Genomic DNA, 20735 nt, shown 5'->3' with positions numbered 1-20735 from the left:
CTAGGCCGCAGGAGGCTTAAGTGTTTGAATCCCTGTCCGACCGGTTGACCGGCGCCCTGCAGGGCCTGCGTGGCAAGGGGCGGTTGACCGACGCCGATATCGATGCGACGACCCGTGAGATCCGGTTGGCGTTGCTGGAAGCCGACGTGTCGCTGCCCGTCGTGCGCGCTTTCGTCAACCGCATCAAGGAGCGCGCCCGCGGCGCCGAGGTGTCCGGCGCCCTCAACCCGGCCCAGCAGGTCGTCAAGATCGTCAACGAGGAACTGATCGGCATCCTCGGCGGGGAGACCCGCACGCTGGCGTACGCCAAGACTCCGCCGACCGTGATCATGCTGGCCGGTCTGCAAGGCTCCGGTAAGACAACCTTGGCCGGAAAGCTCGCGAAATGGCTTCGCGGGCAAGGGCATACGCCGCTTCTGGTGGCATGCGACCTGCAGCGGCCGGGGGCCGTGAGTCAGCTGCAGATCGTGGGCGAGCGTGCCGGCGTCGCGGTCTTCGCACCGCACCCCGGTGTCGGACCCGAGGGCAGCGGGGGATCGGCGGACGCGGCGCCCGGTGATCCGGTCGCGGTCGCCGCCGCCGGTCTCGCCGAGGCCCGGACCAAGCATTTCGACGTGGTCATCGTCGACACGGCGGGCCGCCTCGGTATCGACGAGGAGCTGATGGGTCAGGCCGCCGCGATCAAGCAGGCCGTCGACCCGGACGAAGTGATCTTCGTGCTGGACGCGATGATCGGCCAGGACGCCGTCACGACCGCCGAGGCGTTCCGCGAGGGCGTCGGCTTCACCGGCGTCGTGCTGACCAAGCTCGACGGCGACGCCCGTGGTGGGGCCGCGCTGTCGGTCCGCGAGATCACCGGCGTGCCGATCCTGTTCGCCTCGAGCGGAGAGAAGCTCGAGGACTTCGACGTCTTCCACCCCGATCGGATGGCCAGTCGCATCCTCGGCATGGGCGACGTGCTGTCGTTGATCGAGCAGGCCGAGCAGGTCTTCGACGCCCAGCAAGCCGAGGAGGCCGCCGCCAAGATCGGCAGCGGCGAACTGACGCTGGAGGACTTCCTCGAGCAGATGCTGGCGATCCGCAAGATGGGTCCGATCGGCAACCTGCTCGGCATGCTGCCCGGCGCGGGCCAGATGAAGGATGCGCTGGCCGCGGTCGACGACAAGCAACTCGATCGCCTGCAGGCGATCATCCGCGGCATGACACCCGAGGAGCGTGCCGATCCCAAGATCATCAACGGCTCGCGCCGGCTTCGCATCGCCAATGGCTCCGGTGTGACGGTCGGCGAGGTGAACCAGCTTGTCGAGCGGTTCTTCGAAGCCCGCAAGATGATGTCGCAGATGGCCGGGCAGATGGGAATGCCGTTCGGCCGCAAGCCATCCAACCGCAAGGGCAAGAAGGGTAAGAAGGGGCAGAAGGGCCGGAAGAAGGGGAGCGGGCCGACGCCGCCGAAGGTGCGCAATCCGCTCGGCGCAGGAATGCCGGGGATGCCCGCGGGGTTCCCCGATCTGTCCGATATGCCCAAGGGCCTCGATGAGCTCCCACCGGGACTGGCCGACATCGACCTGTCCAAGCTGAAGTTCCCGGGCCAGAAATAGGGATGCGCCTCCATGTGCGCGGTCGGGGACTTCCCGACGAGGAGCCGGTGGAGTGGTGGATCGTCGACGGTGTGCTGAGCGCCGAACCGGTGAGCGGAGCTCAGACCGTCTTCGGTGCCGACCGGGCTGACGGCTGGATACTGCCCGGACTCGTCGACGCGCACTGCCACGTCGGGCTCGGCGCGCACGGCGCGCTCGACAACCTCGACGACTGCATCGAGCAGGCCGAGGTCGAACGCGATGCGGGAGCGCTGCTGCTCCGCGACTGCGGATCGCCCGTCGACACCCGCAGCCTCGCCGACCACGACGATCTGCCCGAGATCATCCGGGCCGGCCGCCACCTCGCCAGGCCGAAGCGCTACCAGCGTGGATTCGCGATCGAACTCGACGACGAGTCCGCGCTGCCGGCCGCGGTGGCCGAGCAGGCGCGGTTCGGCGACGGTTGGGTCAAGCTCGTCGGCGACTGGATCGACCGGGAAGTCGGCGATCTCGCACCGTTGTGGTCCGACGACGTGCTCAAGGCCGCGATCGATGCCGCCCACGACAACGGTGCCCGCGTGACCGCCCACGTGTTCGGCGAGGACGCGCTGCCGGGGCTGATCAAGGCCGGTATCGATTGCATCGAGCACGGCACCGGCCTGACCGACGACACCATCGACATGATGGTCGAGCACGGCACTGCGCTGGTGCCGACGTTGATCAACATCGCGAACTTTCCGGGCATCGCCGACGCCGCCGCCGAGAAGTACCAGAAATACGCGCGACACATGCGCGACCTGCACGAGAAGAGTTACCCGCGCATCGCCGCGGCCCGAGAGGCCGGCATACCGATATTCGCCGGTACCGACGCGGGCAGCATGGTCGCGCACGGTCGCATCGCCGATGAGATCGACGCGCTCAAGGGCATCGGCATGAGCGCCACCGAGGCGTTGGGTGCTGCCTGCTGGAGCGCACGCGAGTGGCTGGGCCGGCCGGGTATCCAGCACGGCGCACCCGCGGACCTGGTGTGCTACGCCGACGATCCGCGGCTCGGCGCCTCCGTCGTCAACCAGCCGGATCTGGTCATCCTGCGGGGCCGCGCTTTCCCGTGACGCGCGAGCGACCGCAAAATGCCGCGCAATGGCGGCGTGTCGCGGGCAAACGCGGTCGCTCGCACAAGATTTAGGGCTGCCTGAAGCCCCAGTCGAAGAGGTCGATCGCCTGGCCGTAGAGGTCGCCGTTGCCGTAGAGCTGCGCGACCACCAGCCGGCGACCGTTGCGTTGTGCGGCGGCGACGAACGTGTCGCGGGCCAGGTTGGTGTAGCCGGTCTTGCCGACGAGCGTGCCCGGATACCGCTTCAGCAACTCGTTCTGGTTCGTGATGGTCTTCGGGCCGTTGTCGGTCGGAAACAGTGACGACGGCTGGCGCACGATCGCGGCGAACGCGGGATACCGCAGCGCTTGGCGGTAGATCATCGCGAGGTCATTGGCGGTGGTGACCGACTCCATCCCCGGACCGTCCAGCCCCGACGGGGAGGAGACGCGCGTGCTGCGCGCTCCCAGCGTCGACGCCTTGGCGTTCATCTTCGCGACCGCGACTCGATAGCCGCCGAGGCCGTCGGCAAGAACATTGGCGGCGTCGTTGCCCGACACCAGCATCAACCCGTCGAGCAGTTGACGCACCGTGTAGGCACGCCCCGCTTTTACTCCCGCACAAGAACATTCGACGTCGGCGGCCGCCGGACGGGCCGCGATCGCCCCGTTCAGCGGAAGCTGGTCGAGCACGACCATGGCGAGCAACGCCTTGATGGTGCTCGCGGGCGCGTGCGGCTCGTGAGGGTTGCGGGAAGCCAGGATTCGGCCGGAATCGAGGTCGGCGAGTAACCAGGACTGCGCCGGTCCGTCCGGCAGCGCGACGGCGCCCGACGGTTCGCTTCCGGGCTGGGCGGACGCCGGTGACGCGACGCTGATGGCCAGGCTCGTTGCCAAGGTCAGCGCGGTGGCCAGCGCAATGGCCAACGCAGCCAACATGCCTCGCATGGCCGCCGAGCGTATCGCCCGCGTTCGCCGTCCCGGTCTCGGATCGGTTGCGATTCAGCAACTCACGGGCGCGGTCACAGCGTGCCGATGCTGGCTCCCGGATTGAGCGCAAAACCCCAGTCGAACAGGCTCGCGGCCTGATCCCAGTACGTCGGCTGGCCCGGCTTGTCCATCCCGTACATCAACGCGACGACCAGTCGGCGGCCGTTGCGTTCGGCGGCACCGACGAAGGTCTTCTGTGCGCGATCGGTGAATCCCGTCTTGCCGCCGAGCGTGCCCGGATACCGCTTGAGCAGTTCGTCCTGGTTGACTAGAACTTTGTCGCCGGCCTCGGTGGGAAAGACCGCGGTGGGCTGGGCGGTGATCGAGGCGAACACCGGGTTGGCCATCGCGGCGCGGAAGATGACCGCCAGATCGTGCGGCGACGACCACATGTCGATACCGGGGCCGTCGAGTCCCGACGGCGAGCCCACGTTGGTGCCGTGCGCGCCGAGCAACGCGGCCTTGGCGTTCATCTTGGTGATGGCGACGTCGTGGCCGCCGAGCATGGTGGCCAACGTGTTCGCCGCGTCGTTGCCCGACACCAGCAGCAGCGCCTCCAGCAGCTGGCGCGCGGTGTAGACCATGCCGGGCGTCACGCCCGCGCAGTTGCATTCGACTTGGGTGTCGGCCTCGTTCGCGACCACAGTGGCGTCGAGAGGCAATTCGTCGAGCACCGTCAGCGCCAGCAGCACCTTGATCGTGCTTGCGGGCGCGTACTGGCCGTACTCGTCGCGCGCGGCCAGCACGGCGCCACTGTCCATGTCGGCGAGCACCCACGCCTGGGCGGGCCCGTCGGGAATCGGCACCGATCCCGACGGTTGAGTGACCCCGATAGGAGCGGCGGTGGCGACGGCGGTCCCCCCGACGGCCAGGCTCAGCAGGGTCATCAAGCAGATCAACAGCTTCCGCATGGGCAGGCAGCCTAGTCGTGTTCAATCGACGCATGTTGAGCCTCGAGGAGATTTCGGATCGCTTGGAAATACAGCAACTGCTGATCGACTACTCCACGGCGATCGATCAGAAGCGATTCGACGACCTCGACCGGGTGTTCACCGCCGACGCCTACATCGACTACCGCGTCACCGGAGGAATCGACGGCCGCTACCCGGAGGTGAAGGCTTGGCTTAAGGAGGTGCTGCCGAACTTTCCGGCGTACTACCACATGCTCGGCAACGTCGACGTACGCGTCTCCTACGATCCGGCCGGCGACACCGCGTCCTCGCGCGCCGTCTGCTTCAACCCGATGGTGATGGGCGGGGAGGGTCAGATTTACTTCGTCGGGATCTGGTACGTCGACGAGTTCGTGCGCACCGCCGACGGTTGGCGGATGAGCAGACGGGTCGAGGAGAAGTGCTTCGACAAGCTGCTCTGAGCGCCCGGACCGGGCGCGGACGCGGCCGCCATCGGAGGCCTTGACGGGTTGATTGCCCTCACCTGGTGTGTGGGATCAACCCGTCAACGCCGCAACAAGCACGGCCGGGCCGAGAATGCCGGATTTTTGCCGGTAGAACCCGTTCTGGCACAATGGGCGGCTGTCTACCGCAGGACTCCGGCTCTGCGGCGGTCACACACGCAAGGCAAAACCGGGCCGAGGCAACCCGTCTCGATCGCTGAATTGCAGCGTGGCAATCACAGGAGAAGTAGCACAACCATGGCTGTAAAGATCAAGCTCACTCGGCTTGGCAAGATCCGCAACCCCCAGTACCGCATCGCCGTCGCCGACGCGCGCACCCGCCGTCAGGGCCGGGCGATCGAGGTCATCGGCCGGTATCACCCGAAGGAAGAGCCCAGCCTCATCGAGATCGACTCGGAGCGGGCCCAGTACTGGCTCGGCGTCGGTGCCCAGCCCACCGAACCCGTGCTCGCGCTGCTGAAGATCACCGGTGACTGGCAGAAGTTCAAGGGTCTGCCCGGCGCCGAGGGCACGCTGAAGGTCAAGGAGCCCAAGCCCAGCAAGCTCGACCTGTTCAACGCAGCGTTGGCCGAGGCCGAGGGCGGCCCGAGTACCGAGGCCACCCAGCCCAAGAAGAAGAAGGCGCCCGCCAAAAAGGCTGCCGAAAAGGCCGGCGACGAGGCTGATCAGAAGGCCGTCGAGGCCGAGGCGACGGCCGATCCGTCGGGTGCCAAGGACGAGTCCGAAGCGGCCGCCGAAGGCGCCGACGCCAGCACCCGCGAGAGCTGAGCCCGGCCGTGAGTTCTGTCGTCGTCGACGCCGTCGAACACCTGGTCCGCGGAATCGTCGACAACCCCGACGACGTTCGCGTCGACATGGTGACCAACCGGCGCGGACGCACCGTCGAGGTGCATGTGCATCCCGACGACCTCGGCAAGGTGATCGGGCGAGGTGGACGCACCGCGACCGCGCTCCGCACGCTGGTCGCCGGCATCGGCGGTCGCGGTATTCGCGTCGACGTGGTGGACACCGACCAGTAATCCGACATGGACCTCGTTGTCGGGCGCATCGTCAAAGCGCACGGCATCACCGGTGAGGTGGTGGTGGACGTCCGCACCGACGATCCCGACGCGCGCTTCGCGCCCGGCGCGTCACTTCGCGGCCGCCCCACCAAGGGCGGAGCCGAGCGCGACTATGTCGTCGAGTCAGCGCGCGCGCACGGCGGTCGGCTGCTGGTGCGGTTGAACGGCGTCGCAGACCGGGACGCCGCCGACGCGCTGCGCGGCACGTTGTTCGTCGTCGATTCGGGAGAGCTCCCGCCCATCGAAGACCCCGACGAGTACTACGACCATCAGCTCGAAGGTTTGCACGTGCGCACCGCGGCCGGCGATGACATCGGTACCGTGGCGGAGGTGTTGCACACCGCGGCGGGTGAACTGCTCGCGGTGCGCAGCGCCGAACGTGAGGTGCTGATCCCGTTCGTCAGCGCGATCGTGACGTCGGTTTCGCTGACCGAACAGCTCATCGAGATCGATCCCCCCGAGGGCCTGCTGGAGATCTGACCGTGCGCATTGATGTCGTGACGATATTTCCGGCCTACCTCGACCCGCTACGACAGTCGTTGCCCGGCAAGGCGATCGAATCGGGCATCGTGGAGCTTGCCGTGCATGACCTGCGTCGCTGGACCCATGATGTACACCATTCGGTTGACGACGCCCCCTACGGCGGCGGGCCGGGAATGGTGATGAAGGCCCCCGTGTGGGGCGATGCGCTCGACGAGATCTGTTCGGACGAAACGCTTCTCGTGGTGCCCACGCCGGCCGGGCGGCTGTTTCGGCAGGCCGACGCACAGGCATGGGCCGGTGAGAAGCATGTCGTGTTCGCGTGCGGTCGGTACGAGGGGATCGATCAACGGGTCGTCGAGGATGCGGCGCGCCGCATGCGCGTCGCGGAGGTGTCGATCGGCGACTACGTGCTGCCCGGCGGCGAGTCGGCGGCGCTGGTGATGATCGAGGCGATCGTCCGATTACTACCCGGTGTGCTGGGCAATCCCGCGTCGCATCAGGATGATTCGCACTCGCACGGAGTGCTGGAGGCGCCGAGCTATACCCGGCCGCCGAGCTGGCGCGGCCTCGATGTGCCCGACGTCCTGTTGTCGGGCGACCATGCGAAGGTCGCGGCATGGCGGCGAGAACAAGGGTTGCAACGCACCCGGCAACGTCGACCGGAGCTGCTCGACCGCACCGACTAGATGCGCCCGCCGGGGAACATCGTCTTGACCGCTTGGGTGATCGTGTTGCGCGCGGTCACGTCGTCGGCGGGCTGCATGGAGGCGATCGCCATCACATATCGACGGTCGCCGCCGACCGCTCCGGTGGACCAGTGCACCCAGTTGCCGCCGTTCCAGCAGCAGAACCAGCCCTGCTTGACCGCCACCCGGTCGGCGTAGAGACCCTCGGGAATGCCGAACCGCTGCGGGTAGACGCCACCGGGCACGGTGCCGTCGGGTGCCGTCGGTGTGGACGCCGCCAGGTTCGACAGGATGATGTCGGCTTTGTCCTCAGGCAACCCGCCGCTGCCCGAGAGCAGCTTGTCGTAGTACCGAACGAGATCACGGGTCGTGCTCAACGTGTTGAACCACCGCCCGTTGTAGGGCGTCCTCGTCGCCTTCAGGCCGTACCGCGCGATGACCCGCGACACGATCACGCTGCCGCCGCCGCGGTTCCAGAAGACCTCGGCCGCGCTGTCGTCCGAGGACCGCAACATCGCCTCGAACGCCCGCCAGTCGTCGGGGGAGAGTTCGGCCTTCCCCCGCGACACCTGCAGCAGCAGGTCGTCGGCGATGAACAGCTTGACCACCGAGGCGATGGGCATCGCCTCGTCGTTCCCGTTCGAGACGAGTTGGCCGGTGTTGCGGTCAAGGACCGTGACCGAGATGTCGGCGCCGGCCCCGGCGGCCTCGACGGTGGCCTGCTGCACCCGGAACTGCAGGCCGGTGAACGATGCGGCGGGCTCGTCGGGTGGGGCCTCTGGCAGCGGTGCCAACTTGCCCTGCGGAACGACGACGGTCGCATAGGGCGCCGCTCGTTCGGGCGGTGTCCCGTACACCTTGGCCTCACAACCCGCGACGACCGGTACCGCGATGACGATGGTTGCAGCCACCCTCACCAGCCTTGACGGCCGACGCCGCATGGCCCTCCTCACGGTGCAGTGGACGAGGATTCTCAGGGTCATCACCAGCGATCAGCCCCGCGAAACCAGCCTAACCGGTTCGGATCCGCGCCGCCCGCGCACGCAAATGCGCTCGCTTCGGAACGCCGATGCCGCTCGATTTCTCCGGATTCGACCCCATCTGGCACAATTGAGCAGTTGTCTGTGCAGGACCCGGGAACGGCCTAGTTCCGCCCGCTGCGAGATACACCCCGATACGCCCGATCAGATCGGCTCGGCAGTCTTATGTCACGACGTCCATCGTGACGGCAGCGCCCGCAGCCGCCAACCGCAAGGAAGTGTCACCGATGAACACGCTGGACTTCGTCGATCAGACATCGCTGCGCGACGACATCCCGGAATTCGGCCCCGGCGACACCGTCAACGTGCACGTCAAGGTCATCGAGGGCTCCAAGGAGCGCATCCAGGTCTTCAAGGGCGTTGTTCTGCGTCGCCAGGGCGGCGGTGTGCGGGAGACGTTCACGGTGCGCAAGGAGAGCTACGGCGTCGGCGTGGAGCGAACCTTCCCGGTGCATTCACCCAACATCGATCACATCGATGTCGTGACCCGCGGCGACGTCCGTCGCGCCAAGCTCTACTACCTGCGCGAGCTGCGCGGCAAGAAGGCGAAGATCAAGGAAAAGCGCTGACTTGCGAGTCGGCCGTCGGCATCGGGGGCTGATCCATGCCGCGCGAGCCGCGCGGTGCCGAGCACCGCGCTGGCTACCCTGATGCGGTGACCGGTTCCCCGAAGTCCGACGAGTCGTCAGCCGAGCGCCCGCCCGAGGACACCGCTTCAGCGCCCGACACGGACAAGCCTGAGAAGAAGAAGGGCGGCGCGCTGCGCGAATTCGCGATCCTCATCACGATCGCGCTGGTCCTGTACTACGTCATGCTGACGTTCGTCGCGCGGCCCTACCTGATTCCGTCCGAGTCGATGGAACCCACCCTGCACGGGTGCGCGGGTTGTACCGGTGACCGGATCATGGTGGACAAGCTGACCTACCGGTTCTCGTCCCCCGAACCCGGCGACGTGATCGTGTTCAAGGGTCCGCCGAACTGGAACATCAACTACCAGTCGATCCGCTCGGACAACACCGCTGTGCGATGGGTGCAGAACGCGTTGTCGTTCATCGGCTTCGTTCCGCCGGACGAGAACGATCTCGTCAAGCGGGTCATCGCGGTGGGCGGACAGACCGTCGCATGCCGCGCCGCGACCGGGCTGACCGTCGACGGCGAGAGGCTCGACGAGCCGTACCTGGACCCCGAGACGATGCGGGCCGACCCTGCGGTCTACCCGTGTCTGGGCAGTGAGTTCGGGCCCGTGACGGTGCCCGAGGACCGGTTGTGGGTGATGGGCGACAACCGCACCCACTCGGCCGATTCGCGCGCGCACTGCTCCAACATTCCGGCCGACGTCCAGAAGGGAGTGCTGTGCACGGGCGACCCGATGGCAGGCACCGTCCCGGTGGACAATGTGATCGGGAAAGCACGATTCATCGCCTGGCCCCCGTCCCGGTGGGGCGGCGTGGGCAGCGTGAACCCGCAGACGTGACCGCCAAGACGCAGTAGGACGCATAGGAGAGGGTGTTCTTGCCGGCGACATGGCCACCGCGCACGGTGATCCGCAAATCCTCGGGTTTGCGCACCCTGGAATCGGCGCTGTATCGCAGCGGCCTGGGGCCGGTCGCCGGCGTCGACGAGGTGGGTCGCGGAGCGTGCGCTGGACCGCTCGTGGTGGCGGCCTGCGTGCTCGGTCCTAACCGGCTCGAGAGCCTGGCCGCCCTCGATGACTCGAAGAGACTCAACGAGAAGGAACGCGAGCGGCTGTTCCCGCTGATCCGCCGATACGCGCTGGCCTATCACGTGGTGTTCATCCCCGCCGCGGAGGTGGACCGGCGCGGCGTGCGCGTGGCCAACATCGAGGGCATGCGCCGGGCGGTCGCGGGTCTGTCGGTGCGGCCCGGTTACGTGCTCTCCGACGGGTTCCGCGTGCCCGGCCTGCCGGCACCCTCGCTGCCCGTGGTCGGTGGCGACGCGGCCGCGGCCTGTATAGCGGCGGCCAGTGTGCTGGCCAAGGTGAGCCGCGACCGGTTGATGGTCAAGATGGAGGCCGAGCATCCGGGCTACGGCTTCGCCGATCACAAGGGCTACAGCACCCCGGCCCACGGCGCGGCACTCGCGGAGCTGGGGCCGTGCGCGCAGCATCGGTACTCGTTCATCAACGTGCGCCGGGTGGCAACGGCCGGCGGTATCAGGGTCGTCACCGAGCTGGTCGATGACTGCGCACCGGATCAGCGTGGTGAAGTGGGGTAGGGGACAATAGGGCCAGTGAGAGCGCCGTGACCGACATGAAGGACAGCTGAGCTGATGAGTGCCGAAGATCTCGAGAAGTATGAAACCGAGATGGAGCTCTCGCTCTACCGCGAATACAAGGACATCGTCGGTCAGTTCAGCTATGTGGTGGAGACCGAGCGGCGGTTTTATCTCGCCAACAGCGTCGAGGTGGTGCCGCGTAACTCCGAGGGCGAGGTGTACTTCGAGCTGCGGCTGGCCGATGCCTGGGTGTGGGACATGTATCGACCCGCGCGCTTCGTCAAGCAGGTGCGTGTGATCACTTTCAAAGACGTCAATATCGAAGAGGTCGAGAAACCCGAGCTGCGCCTGCCCGAGTAGCGGCGCTTCGACAGTCTCCTCAGAACGCGCTTTTGACGTGCGCGACAACACTTGTCGCGCTGTCGGCTAAGCCGCGGCGGCTAGCGGCTTTTGATACTGGCCGTCTCTATTGTCATAAAAATTGCCATTTACCCGTGCCGCCGGGTGTGCTCACGGCATGATCATTGGGGCGCTGGGTCGGCGGCTCGAGGCTCGCAACCAACCGTTGTCGGCGGCCGAGTTGCAACGGAGCCTAATTCTTGTTCCGCTATGCCCTGATATCCCCGGGCGTTGACGCGTCGAGCGGTAGCGTTGCACGCGTGAGACAGAAAACACGACGATGTTCCATTACTCGCCCTTGAGCAGTGTCGAAGTGTGTGGCATGCTTGCACAGCAAACATTCTTCGCGGTTCGCGGCCGACGGAAGGAGGCAGGGCAGTCCAGGCGTTGACCACCTCCACTCGGGAGCGATTGACCCAAAGATATGTTCCGGCGTAAAGTCCTGCACCGTCCTCGATTGCATGCTGGGGGGAAAACGGGATTGTCATACCGAGCGGCGTGGTGCGGTTCCGAGCGCCTCGGGCGCGAAACCGGGGTCGTTCGGTGAGTCGGCAGCTGCTGCGTCCACTCGTCGGGCTGGTGTCCCTCGTCTTGGCCGTCGCGGTGTTCGTGTTGGCGGCGAACCTCTTTCGGGGCGGCTTCTCTGACAGCGTGCCGGTGACGGTCATCTCCGCGCGTGCGGGCCTTGTGATGAATCCGGATGCGAAGGTTGAAGTTCGGGGTGTCCAGGTCGGCAGAGTCACTTCGATCGAAGAATTGCCGGGCGGTCAGGCCGCAATCCATCTCGCGATGGATCCCTCGCGGCTCAGCGCCATCCCGGCTAATGCGCTGGTGGACATCGCGTCGCCGACGGTCTTCGGCGCGAAGCAAGTGCAGTTCGTCTTCCCCGACAACCCATCGCCGCAATCGCTGCAGGCCGGTCAGGTGATCGAGGCCCAGCACGTGATGGTCGAGATCAACACCATCTTCGAACAACTGACCTCGGTGCTGTCCACAATCGAACCGGCGAAGCTCAACGCCACCCTCGGCGCGATCGCACAGGCCGTATCCGGTCGCGGGCAGAAGTTCGGCCAGATGCTCTCCGATCTGGATTCCTACCTCGCGACGCTCGAACCCAGCCTGCCTGCGCTCAATCGCGATCTCGAACTCGCTCCGGACGTGCTGCGTGCATACGCCGACGCCACAGGGGATTTCGTGGCGATCGCCGACAACGCGGCACACATCAGCGACTCCATCGTCGACAAACAAGACGATCTGGACGCGGCGCTGGTCAGCGTGATCGGCCTTGCCGATGTCGGCAACGAGGTGATCGGTCAGAACCGGCAGTCGCTGACGGAGGTCGTGCGGCTGCTGGTCCCGACCACCGCGTTGACCAACGAGTACAACCAGGCGCTGTGGTGTGCGTTGGCCGGCATGGTCGAGGCGTCGCACTGGCCACCGCTGAAGCCACCAGGCGTCGAGGTGCTGGCCGGGTTCCTGTGGGCCCAGGAGCGGTACCGCTATCCCTTGGACCTGCCCAAGGCCGGCGCCGAAGGTGGTCCGCAGTGCACCGGACTGCCGAAGCTGCCGTTCGAAACCGCAGCACCGTATGTCGTGGCCGACACCGGAACCAATCCCTGGCGACGCACCTACCCGGGCATCGTTCTCAACGCCGACATCATCAAGCAGATCATGTTCCCCGACACCGAAACCGCTGGGCCACCCCGCAATACAGCACAGATCGGAATGCCCGGATGAGGCGTTCGGTGCGGCCGACCCTGGTCAAGTTCGGGATATTCGCGGTCGTGATGACGATGCTGACCGCGTCGCTGTTCTTCATTTTCGGCCAGTACCAAACCGGGAGCACGAAGGACTATTCGGCGGTGTTCGCCGACGCTTCCCGTCTGAAGGCGGGCCAGTCCGTGCGGGTGGCCGGGATGCGGGTGGGCACGGTCAACAGCGTCAAGCTACGTCCGGACAAGACGGTGCTCGTCAGATTCGACGCCGATCCGAATGTGCGCATGACCACGGGCACACGGGCGGCGGTGCGGTACCTGAACCTGGTGGGGGACCGGTACCTGGAACTGATCGAGGGACCGGACGGAACGCCGCTGTCACCCGGCTCGGAAATCCCGTTGCAGCGGACCCAGGGCGCGCTCGATCTCGATCTTCTCCTCGGCGGGCTCAAACCCGTCATCCGGGGACTGAATCCGGAAGATGTGAATGCCTTGTCGGCCTCGCTGATCCAGATTTTCCAGGGGCAGGGCGGCACCCTGCAGTCGCTGCTGAACAACACCTCCGGCTTCACCACGGCCCTCGCCGAGCACAACCGGACGATTCAGGCGCTGATCGACAATCTGCGCACCCTGCTTGCGACCCTGAATCGCGAAGGGGACAAATTCTCGGGAACGATCGACCGCCTGGAGAAACTCGTCACGGAGCTTGCCGCCGAACGCGATCCGATCGGCAAGGCGATCGAATCGCTGAACAACGGATCGGCATCGGTGGCCGACCTCCTCAGCGATGCGCGCGCACCGCTGGCCGGCACAGTCGACGAACTCGCCCGGCTGGCCACCAACCTTGACTTCCAGAAGGACCGGCTCGACACGAGCCTGCAGAAAGCACCCGAGAACTACCGCAAACTGATCCGCACGGGGTCGTACGGAAGCTTCTTCAACTACTACATCTGCGAACTCAAGTGGCGGGTGACCGACCTGCAGGGCCGCACTGCCGTATTCCCATGGCTCAAACAGGAAACCGGGAGGTGTGCCGAGCCCTGATGCTGAAATACCGTGGCAGACAACTCATCCGCGCCGGGGTCCTCGGCGTGGTGCTGATCGTCCTCGTCATCGCCGTCGGGCTCGCTCCGGAACGGCTGGTGTCATGGGCGACAGCGGTGCGGTATCAGGCGCAGTTCGCCGACGCCGGCGGGCTGGCAGTGGGCAACGACGTGACGATCTCGGGAATCAAGGTGGGCACCGTCTCCAGCGTGGCGCTTGAAGGGCGCAACGCACTGGTGACGATGGAGGTCGACGGGTCGGTGTCGTTGGGATCGGCCACGACCGCACACATCCGCACCGGCACCTTGCTGGGCGAGCGGGTCCTGACCCTGGAGTCCAAGGGCGAGGGGTCGCTGCATCCGATGGATGTGATTCCCGTGTCGCGCACCGCATCCCCGTACTCGCTTACCGAGGCCGTCAGCGAGCTGACGAGCAACACCGCGGGCACCGACACCGCGTCGTTGAACCAGTCGTTGGACACCCTGTCGGCGACCCTGGAGCAGGTGGCGCCGCAACTTGGCCCCGCGATCGACGGGCTGACCCGGCTGTCCAAGGCGATCAACGAGCGGGACGAAACGCTGGGGGACTTGCTCGAAAACGGCGCCGATGTCACCGAGATCCTGTCGGACCGCAGCCAGCAGGTGAACACACTGATCCTCAACGCCAACGACCTGGTGGCGGTGTTGTCGGCACGGCGCTACGCCATCGTCGAACTGCTCGCGCACACTTCGGCGCTGTCCCAGCAGCTGTCCGGTCTCATCGCCGACAATGAGAAGCAGCTCGCACCCACGTTGGAGAAGCTCAACGGCGTAACCGAGGTCCTGGAAGAGAATCGCGACAACATCGCCAAGGCGCTGCCCGGGCTGGCGAAGTTCCAGACCACGTTGGGCGAGACGATCGGTAACGGCCCGTACTACCAGGCCTACGTCCCCAACATCTTCTTCGGTCAGATTTTCCAACCGTTCTTCGATTACGCGTTCGGGTTCCGGCGCGGGGTCAACGCCGGCCAGCCACCCGACAACGCCGGACCGCGCGCCGAGCTTCCGTTTCCTTACAACGGAATTCCGATGCCTCACGAGCAGTGGGGGCCGGGACGATGAACAACATCTGGGTGAAGCGCGCGCTGGCGGCCGCGTTGGCCGTGGCCCTCGTCGGTGGGGTCGTGGTCCTGATCCGGCAGACCGTGTTCCGGCCCACGACCATCACCGCTCACTTCACCACCGCCACCGCGATCTATCCCGGTGACGAGGTGAGGATCGCCGGTGTCAAGGTGGGTTCGATCGAGTCGATCAAACCGGTCGGCACAGAGGCGGAGATGAGGCTGGCCGTCGACCACGGCGTCAAGGTGCCGGCCGATGCCAAGGCGGTGATCGTCGCCCAGAACCTGGTCTCGGCGCGGTACGTCCAGCTGACGCCCGCCTACGAGTCGGGTTCGGTGATGTCCGATGGTGCCGTTATACCGTTGGAGCGCACGGCCGTTCCGGTCGAGTGGAACGAAGTCAAAGAGCAGCTGATGCGCCTGGCGACCGACTTGGGGCCCGCGGAGGGTATGTCGACCGGGTCGGTCGGGCGGTTCATCGACAGCGCGGCCAACGCGCTCGACGGCAACGGCGACAAACTGCGCCAAACGCTCGCGCAGCTGTCCGGCGTCGGTCGCATACTCGCCGACGGGAGCGGCAACATCGTCGACACCATCAACCACCTGCAGGCGTTCGTCACCGCGCTGCGGGACAGCAACGAGCAGATCGTGCAGTTCCAGGACAGGTTTGCGACGTTGACCAGCGTCGTCGACGACAGCCGATCCGATCTCGACGAAGCGTTGAAGAACCTGTCCGAGGTCGTCGGCGAGACCACCCGATTCATCCGGGGCACGCGCGACCAGACCGCCGAACAGATTCAACGCTTGGCCAACGTCACCCAGAACCTCGTCGACAACCGCATGGCGTTGGAAAACGTCCTGCACATAGCGCCGCACTCGATTGCCAACGCGGTCAACATGTTCGACCCCCGGACCGGCGCTGCCAGCGGCGTGTTCGTGCTCAACAACCTGTCGGATCCGGTGTGGGCAATCTGCGGCATGATCGGAGCACTGCAAAACGTCACCTCGCCGACCACCGGCAAGCTGTGCGCGCAGTACCTCGGGCCCGGCCTGCGCACGGCGAGCATCAACAACGTGCCGTTCCCGTTCAGCCTGTTCCTGACGTCGAACCCACCGCCGTACATGCTGCGGTATTCGGAACCGGGGTTGATGCCCGGCGCGGGTGGGCCGCCCGACGACCAGCCGGAGGCCCCGCCCGCGGTATCGGCCTACACCGGGATCGGCGACGTGCCGCCGCCACCGGGCTGGGGAACACCTCCGCCACCGCCGGGCATCCCGCCCGCACCACTCGCTGCACCCGCATCACCCGGTCCGCCGACCCTGCAGGACATGCTGCTGCCCGCGGAGCGGCCCGACCCGCAGGCACCTCCGGCGCCGCCGAACTCGCCGGCGGGTGCGCCCTCGGTTCCACACGGCGGGGGACCCTCATGATCGGCCGTCGTACGGTGGCCGCGGGGCTGACCCTGCTGCTGACGCTCACCGGGTGCTCGTTCCAAGGGGTGAACTCGCTGCCGCTGCCGGGCGCAGTGGGCCGAGGGCCGGACGCCCACGTCTACCGCGTCGAACTCGCCAACGTCGGGACGCTGGAATCGAATTCGCCCGTGATGATCGACGACGTCGTGGTCGGCAGCGTGGGCAGGATGACGTTGCACGGCTGGCACATCGACCTCGAGATCTCGGTCAAGCCCGACGTCGCGGTGCCCGCCAATGCCGTCGCCACGGTCGGCCAGACCAGCCTCCTGGGCTCCATGCACGTGGCGCTGGACCCGCCGCCGGGTGAAAGGCCGAGTGGCAGGCTCCGTCCGGGCGCCACCATCGGTCTCGACAAGACGTCGACCTACCCGTCGACGGAACGGACGCTGTCGTCCCTGGCGGCGGTGGTCAACGGCGGGGGACTGGGCCAGATCGGCGACATCATCGCCAACTTCAACACCGCGCTGTCGGGACGCCAGGGAACCGTGCGCGACCTGATCGCCCGGCTGGACACCTTCGTCGGGACCCTCTACCAACAGCGCGACAACATCATCGCCACCATCGACGAACTGAACAGGTTCTCGCAGCGGTTGGGTGATGAACAGGAGGTGCTCACCCGGGCACTCGACAAGATCCCGCCCGCGCTCGACGTCCTGATCCGCGAACGGCCCAACTTCACCACCGCACTGAATCGGTTGGGGCAGTTCAGCGACACGGTCTCCGGCCTGATCAACGACACGCAGGCCGACCTCGTGACGAATCTGAAGAACCTGGAGCCGACGCTGCGCGCACTAGCCGACGTGGGCGCCGAGATCGACACGGCGCTGGCGTGGCTGCCGACGTTCCCGTTGACCCAGAACTTGATCGACCGCGGGGTGCGCGGGGATTACGTGAACCTCTTCGTCACCGTCGACTGGACGAATCCGCGGCTCAAGCGTGGACTGCTGCTCGGCACCGCACTCGGGCAGGACCGTGCATCGTTGATACCCGCGCCGGGTGATCCTGGGTACGACGAGTATTACACCAAATTCCCTCTGGGCGTTGGTACCTCGCCGCCCTTCGGTCCGATTCCCAATGCCGCACCCGCGCCGTGGGAACCGGCGGGTGGTGGCTGATGCTCCCGCGGATGGTGCGCATCCAGCTCGTGATCTTTTCGATCGCGTCGATCATCGGCGTGGTCGCGATGGTGTTCGCCTACATGCAGGTGCCCACCCTGCTGGGCATCGGGAAGATCACCGTCACACTGGAGTTGCCCTCGTCCGGCGGTCTCTACCGATTCGCCAACGTCACCTATCGCGGTGTGCAGGTGGGCAAGGTGACCGAGATGGATGTGTCCCGCACCCGGGCCACCGCGACGCTGCGGCTCGACACGTCACCCAGGATCCCGGCCGATCTGCAGGCCGAAGTGCGCAGTGTGTCAGCCGTCGGTGAGCAGTACGTAGAACTGCTTCCGCGCACCGACTCTCCACCGTATCTGGAAGACGGATCGGTGATCCCGATGGCCGACACCACGATTCCGCAGCCGGTGAGCCCGATGCTGGAGCAGGTGAACACATTGATCGCCAGCATCCCCGAGGGCCAACTATCCGAGTTGATCGACGAATCGTACAAAGCGTTCAGCGGGGCCGGTTTCGACATGGGTTCCCTGGTAGATTCGTCGGCCACACTCTCGGAAGCCCTCAACAAGGACGCGTCCCGCTCGGCGACGTTGGCCGAAGACTCCGTGCCCCTGCTGGACTCGCAGGCCCGCTCGACCGACGCGCTTCGTCTGTGGGCCTCCAGCCTTGCCGGTATCACCGGCCAGGTCGTGGCCGACGACGCGCAGATCCGCACACTGCTGGAGGAGGGCCCCGCCGCCGCGAACGAGGTCTCCGGACTGCTCGAGCAGATCAAGCCGACCCTGCCGGTGCTGTTGGCCAACATGACCACCATCGGTCAGGTGGCGGTGACTTATCGGCCCTCGCTCGAACAGGTGCTTGTGCTGTTCCCGCCGTTCGTGGCAAACGTGCATTCGTCCGCTCCCCACAACAATCCCACCGGTATCCCCCTGGGTGACTTCCGTATTCAGATGGCCGACCCCAACCCCTGTACCGTCGGGTTCCTGCCGCCCTCGGAGTGGCGTAGCCCCGACGACCAGACCACGATCGACACGCCAGACGGTCTGTATTGCAAGCTGCCTCAGGACTCGCCGATCGTCGTGCGGGGTGCGCGCAACGCGCCGTGCATGGGGGTTCCCGGTAAGCGGGCGCCCACCGTCGAGCTGTGCTACAGCGACAAACCCTATGAGCCGCTCGCGATGCGCCAACACTCGCTGGGCGCGTATCCCATCGACCCGAACCTCATCGCACAGGGCGTGCTTCCCGACGATCGGGTCAGGGCCGACGAAAACCTCTTCGCGCCGCTCGAGGGCACGCCACTTCCGCCCGGCGCCGTCCCGCGAGGTCCGCTGCCGCCGATCCCGCCTCCGCCGCTGGCGCCCGGTGCACAGATGCCCTCGCTGCCGCCGAACGCCATCCCGCCCCTGGTGTCGCGGGAGGTGGACCAGCAAGGTGCCAACGCGACTGCACCGCAGCCTGCGACTCCACACGGACCGGCGGCGCAGGGCCCGCAGCCGGCGGAGGGGTCGGCGCCCCCGCCGGGGGCGGTGCCCGCGACACCGAGTTCTGCCACCACAGGTCCGGCGGAGAGTCCGTCCGTCGCCATCGCGCACTACGATCCGCAGACCGGCCGGTATGCGACACCGGACGGAAACGTCGGCCGCCAAACCGATCTCGTGCAGACCCCGAAGTCGTGGCAGGAGCTGATCTACGAGGGAGGCGCACAGTGATCCGGGCGTTGACGATCGCGGCGACGATCATCGCGGCCGTCCACTTCGCGCCCCCCGCGCAGGCGCAGAACGAGGTCGCGATCAACGGCGTCTTCACCGCGTTCTCCGACGGCCGGTGGGCGAAGACCAACGATTCGCGTCACGACGAGGCAAGCGTCACGCAGACGTGGACCATCACCTCGACGTGTACGACGTATCAGGATTGCACCGGTCGGGTCGAGAGCGATCAGGGCTGGAGCGCGGATCTGGTGTACATGAGCGGCCGGTGGAAGGTCAGCCGGACGGTCCCGGACTGGGAGCCGTGCATCGACGGTACGGCCTACCCGGGCAAACAGGCGTGGGTGTTCTGGCTGGATTATCCGCAGGACCCCAACAAGTACGTCGGGTGGGACAAGACCGAGGGTCCCAGTGGCGCCTGCGGATTCAACAAGGTGCTCGACATCGAGATGCCGTTCACGCTGACCCGCGTGAGTTGACCGCGTGCCGCGGGATGGTCACCGGTAGGTCGACCGAGCTGAGTACGCCAGCTTAGAATAGCATTCACTATTATCATCAAGAGAGAACAAAAATTAGGTTATAGTCGGTCGAAGTGAGCCCTCCGGTCATGATTCAGCGCTGATGTTCACCTTGCGGTTCGACATGCGCGCGCCAGCCAGCGGCGCAGCCGTGAGCGACCTGTGCGCAGCGGCCATCGACATGTGCGCGTGGACGGAGACGCGCGGTGCGCTGATCGCGGTGTTGTCCGAGCATCATGGCGCCGACGACGGCCACCTGCCGGTGCCGCTCATCCTCGCATCGGCGATCGCCGCCCGCACTCGGCAGCTTGCGATCCTGCTGGCGGCGGTGCCGATCACGTTCTGGGACCCGGTCCGGCTGGCGGAGGAGATCAGCGTCCTGGACATCATCAGCAAGGGCCGTGTGTCGTATGCCTTCGGCATCGGACACCGCACCGAGGAATACGAGCATTTCGGCGTCGAGATGGCCGGGCGCGGCAAGGTGGCCGATGAGTCGCTGGCGCTTCTTCGCCTGCTGCTCGCGGGTGAGCCGGTCGACCGTGGCGGCAGGCGTATACACGTCACACCAGCACCCGTCACGGTCGGTGGCCCGATCATGCTCGTCGCCGGCGGCAGCAAAGCCGCAGCGCGGCGCGCCGCGAGGCACGGGCTGGGCTTCATCGCGCAGACCGCGTCGTCGGCACTGAAGGAGCTTTATGAAGCAGAGTGCCGCGCCAACGGGCACGAGCCGGGCATCATTCAGTTTCCGGAACCTGGTGCGCCCACAACGGTATTCGTCGCCGACGATGTGGATGCCGCCTGGGCTGAGCTCGGACCACATCTGCTGCACGACGCGGTGACGGCGGCGTCATACCGACACGGCGACGACTCGGTGGCCAGCATCTCGCGAGCCGACACCGTCGCCGCACTGCGAGATCCACAGGGCCCCTACCGGATCTTCACCATCGACGAGGCCGCCGCGTACGTCCGGGGCGGCAAGCCACTGCCGCTTCTGCCGCTCTGCGGCGGTGTCCCACCCGATGTCGCGTGGCCGTACCTGGAACGCGCTGTGATGGCGTCCGAGCGTGCGTGACCGAGAGGAGGAT

General features: G+C 66.5%; 22 protein-coding genes. 19 read left to right on the top strand and 3 right to left on the bottom strand.

All coding sequences use genetic code 11. The features are described 5' to 3' along the window. Window positions 1-20 precede the first annotated feature (20 nt). Entirely contained in the window at window positions 21-1598 is a 1578-nt protein-coding gene (ffh, locus tag AU185_RS15275; RefSeq protein WP_059099639.1) for a signal recognition particle protein, read from the top strand. A gap of 2 nt (window positions 1599-1600) precedes the next feature. Beyond that, on the top strand, window positions 1601-2689 hold the full coding sequence (locus AU185_RS15270; protein WP_059099640.1) for an amidohydrolase family protein: 1089 nt from the start codon (window positions 1601-1603) through the stop codon (window positions 2687-2689). A 70-nt stretch (window positions 2690-2759) separates the two neighbouring features. On the opposite strand, the gene AU185_RS15265 is transcribed toward AU185_RS15270, so the two are convergent. Together AU185_RS15265 and AU185_RS15260 are read right to left on the bottom strand one after the other, a co-directional pair. Beyond that, a complete protein-coding gene (locus tag AU185_RS15265) occupies window positions 2760-3617 on the bottom strand; it encodes a D-alanyl-D-alanine carboxypeptidase family protein (protein ID WP_059099641.1) in 858 nt (285 codons plus the stop codon). 74 nt (window positions 3618-3691) lie between these two features. Beyond that, complete coding sequence (locus AU185_RS15260) at window positions 3692-4570, bottom strand: D-alanyl-D-alanine carboxypeptidase family protein (protein ID WP_059099642.1); 879 nt, start codon at window positions 4568-4570, stop codon at window positions 3692-3694. Between the two features lie 32 nt (window positions 4571-4602). Here AU185_RS15260 and AU185_RS15255 point away from each other — a divergent pair, with 32 nt between their 5' ends. From AU185_RS15255 to trmD, 5 genes are all read left to right on the top strand, one after another. Next, on the top strand, window positions 4603-5031 hold the full coding sequence (locus AU185_RS15255; protein WP_059099643.1) for a nuclear transport factor 2 family protein: 429 nt from the start codon (window positions 4603-4605) through the stop codon (window positions 5029-5031). A gap of 279 nt (window positions 5032-5310) precedes the next feature. Next, on the top strand, window positions 5311-5841 hold the full coding sequence (rpsP, locus tag AU185_RS15250) for a 30S ribosomal protein S16 (protein ID WP_059099644.1): 531 nt from the start codon (window positions 5311-5313) through the stop codon (window positions 5839-5841). Window positions 5842-5849: 8 nt separating this feature from the next. Further along, the gene (locus AU185_RS15245) at window positions 5850-6092 is read left to right on the top strand and encodes an RNA-binding protein (RefSeq protein ID WP_003928628.1); all 243 of its coding nucleotides are present in this window, start codon (window positions 5850-5852) and stop codon (window positions 6090-6092) included. Window positions 6093-6098: 6 nt separating this feature from the next. After that, entirely contained in the window at window positions 6099-6614 is a 516-nt protein-coding gene (rimM, locus tag AU185_RS15240; RefSeq protein ID WP_059099645.1) for a ribosome maturation factor RimM, read from the top strand. A gap of 2 nt (window positions 6615-6616) precedes the next feature. Further along, window positions 6617-7303, top strand: a complete 687-nt coding sequence (gene trmD, locus AU185_RS15235; RefSeq protein ID WP_059099646.1) for a tRNA (guanosine(37)-N1)-methyltransferase TrmD — start codon at window positions 6617-6619, stop codon at window positions 7301-7303. On the opposite strand, the gene AU185_RS15230 is transcribed toward trmD, so the two are convergent. Further along, the gene (locus AU185_RS15230) at window positions 7300-8244 is read right to left on the bottom strand and encodes a serine hydrolase (RefSeq protein ID WP_059099647.1); all 945 of its coding nucleotides are present in this window, start codon (window positions 8242-8244) and stop codon (window positions 7300-7302) included. The genes trmD and AU185_RS15230 overlap by 4 nt on opposite strands. 326 nt (window positions 8245-8570) lie before the next feature. Here AU185_RS15230 and rplS point away from each other — a divergent pair, with 326 nt between their 5' ends. The 12 genes from rplS (at window position 8571) to AU185_RS15170 (ending at window position 20722) form a co-directional block, all read left to right on the top strand. Then, a complete protein-coding gene (rplS, locus tag AU185_RS15225) occupies window positions 8571-8912 on the top strand; it encodes a 50S ribosomal protein L19 (RefSeq protein WP_059100101.1) in 342 nt (113 codons plus the stop codon). Between the two features lie 35 nt (window positions 8913-8947). Next, window positions 8948-9817, top strand: coding sequence for a signal peptidase I (gene lepB / locus AU185_RS15220; RefSeq protein WP_059099648.1), 870 nt, complete (start codon window positions 8948-8950; stop codon window positions 9815-9817). A gap of 38 nt (window positions 9818-9855) precedes the next feature. Continuing rightward, complete coding sequence (locus tag AU185_RS15215; RefSeq protein ID WP_059100102.1) at window positions 9856-10578, top strand: ribonuclease HII; 723 nt, start codon at window positions 9856-9858, stop codon at window positions 10576-10578. Window positions 10579-10632: 54 nt separating this feature from the next. Next, entirely contained in the window at window positions 10633-10938 is a 306-nt protein-coding gene (locus AU185_RS15210) for a DUF2469 domain-containing protein (protein WP_059099649.1), read from the top strand. Between the two features lie 582 nt (window positions 10939-11520). Next, window positions 11521-12714, top strand: a complete 1194-nt coding sequence (locus tag AU185_RS15205) for an MCE family protein (protein WP_502687988.1) — start codon at window positions 11521-11523, stop codon at window positions 12712-12714. Then, window positions 12711-13736 (top strand): MCE family protein, encoded by a 1026-nt coding sequence (locus AU185_RS15200; RefSeq protein ID WP_059099650.1) that lies wholly within the window; start codon window positions 12711-12713, stop codon window positions 13734-13736. Before AU185_RS15205 ends, AU185_RS15200 begins: the two co-directional genes overlap by 4 nt. Next, window positions 13736-14836: an MCE family protein gene (locus AU185_RS15195; protein WP_059099651.1), complete on the top strand. Its 1101-nt coding sequence runs from the start codon at window positions 13736-13738 to the stop codon at window positions 14834-14836. The genes AU185_RS15200 and AU185_RS15195 overlap by 1 nt, the downstream gene beginning before the upstream one ends. Beyond that, window positions 14833-16266, top strand: a complete 1434-nt coding sequence (locus AU185_RS15190; RefSeq protein ID WP_059100104.1) for an MCE family protein — start codon at window positions 14833-14835, stop codon at window positions 16264-16266. Before AU185_RS15195 ends, AU185_RS15190 begins: the two co-directional genes overlap by 4 nt. After that, window positions 16263-17423, top strand: coding sequence for an MCE family protein (locus AU185_RS15185; protein ID WP_059099652.1), 1161 nt, complete (start codon window positions 16263-16265; stop codon window positions 17421-17423). The genes AU185_RS15190 and AU185_RS15185 overlap by 4 nt, the downstream gene beginning before the upstream one ends. Further along, a complete protein-coding gene (locus AU185_RS15180) occupies window positions 17423-19135 on the top strand; it encodes an MCE family protein (RefSeq protein WP_059100105.1) in 1713 nt (570 codons plus the stop codon). Before AU185_RS15185 ends, AU185_RS15180 begins: the two co-directional genes overlap by 1 nt. After that, complete coding sequence (locus AU185_RS15175) at window positions 19132-19611, top strand: Rv2253/PknI dimerization domain-containing protein (RefSeq protein ID WP_059099653.1); 480 nt, start codon at window positions 19132-19134, stop codon at window positions 19609-19611. The genes AU185_RS15180 and AU185_RS15175 overlap by 4 nt, the downstream gene beginning before the upstream one ends. Before the next feature lie 142 nt (window positions 19612-19753). Beyond that, window positions 19754-20722: an LLM class flavin-dependent oxidoreductase gene (locus AU185_RS15170; RefSeq protein WP_059099654.1), complete on the top strand. Its 969-nt coding sequence runs from the start codon at window positions 19754-19756 to the stop codon at window positions 20720-20722. The last annotated feature ends 13 nt before the right edge of the window (window positions 20723-20735 follow it).

This window comes from Mycobacterium sp. GA-0227b, from assembly GCF_001499855.1.
Classification (GTDB): Bacteria; Actinomycetota; Actinomycetes; order Mycobacteriales; family Mycobacteriaceae; genus Mycobacterium.
The sequence above is the reverse complement of the archived record's forward strand: the minus strand, read 5'-3'. Positions and strand labels throughout refer to the sequence as shown.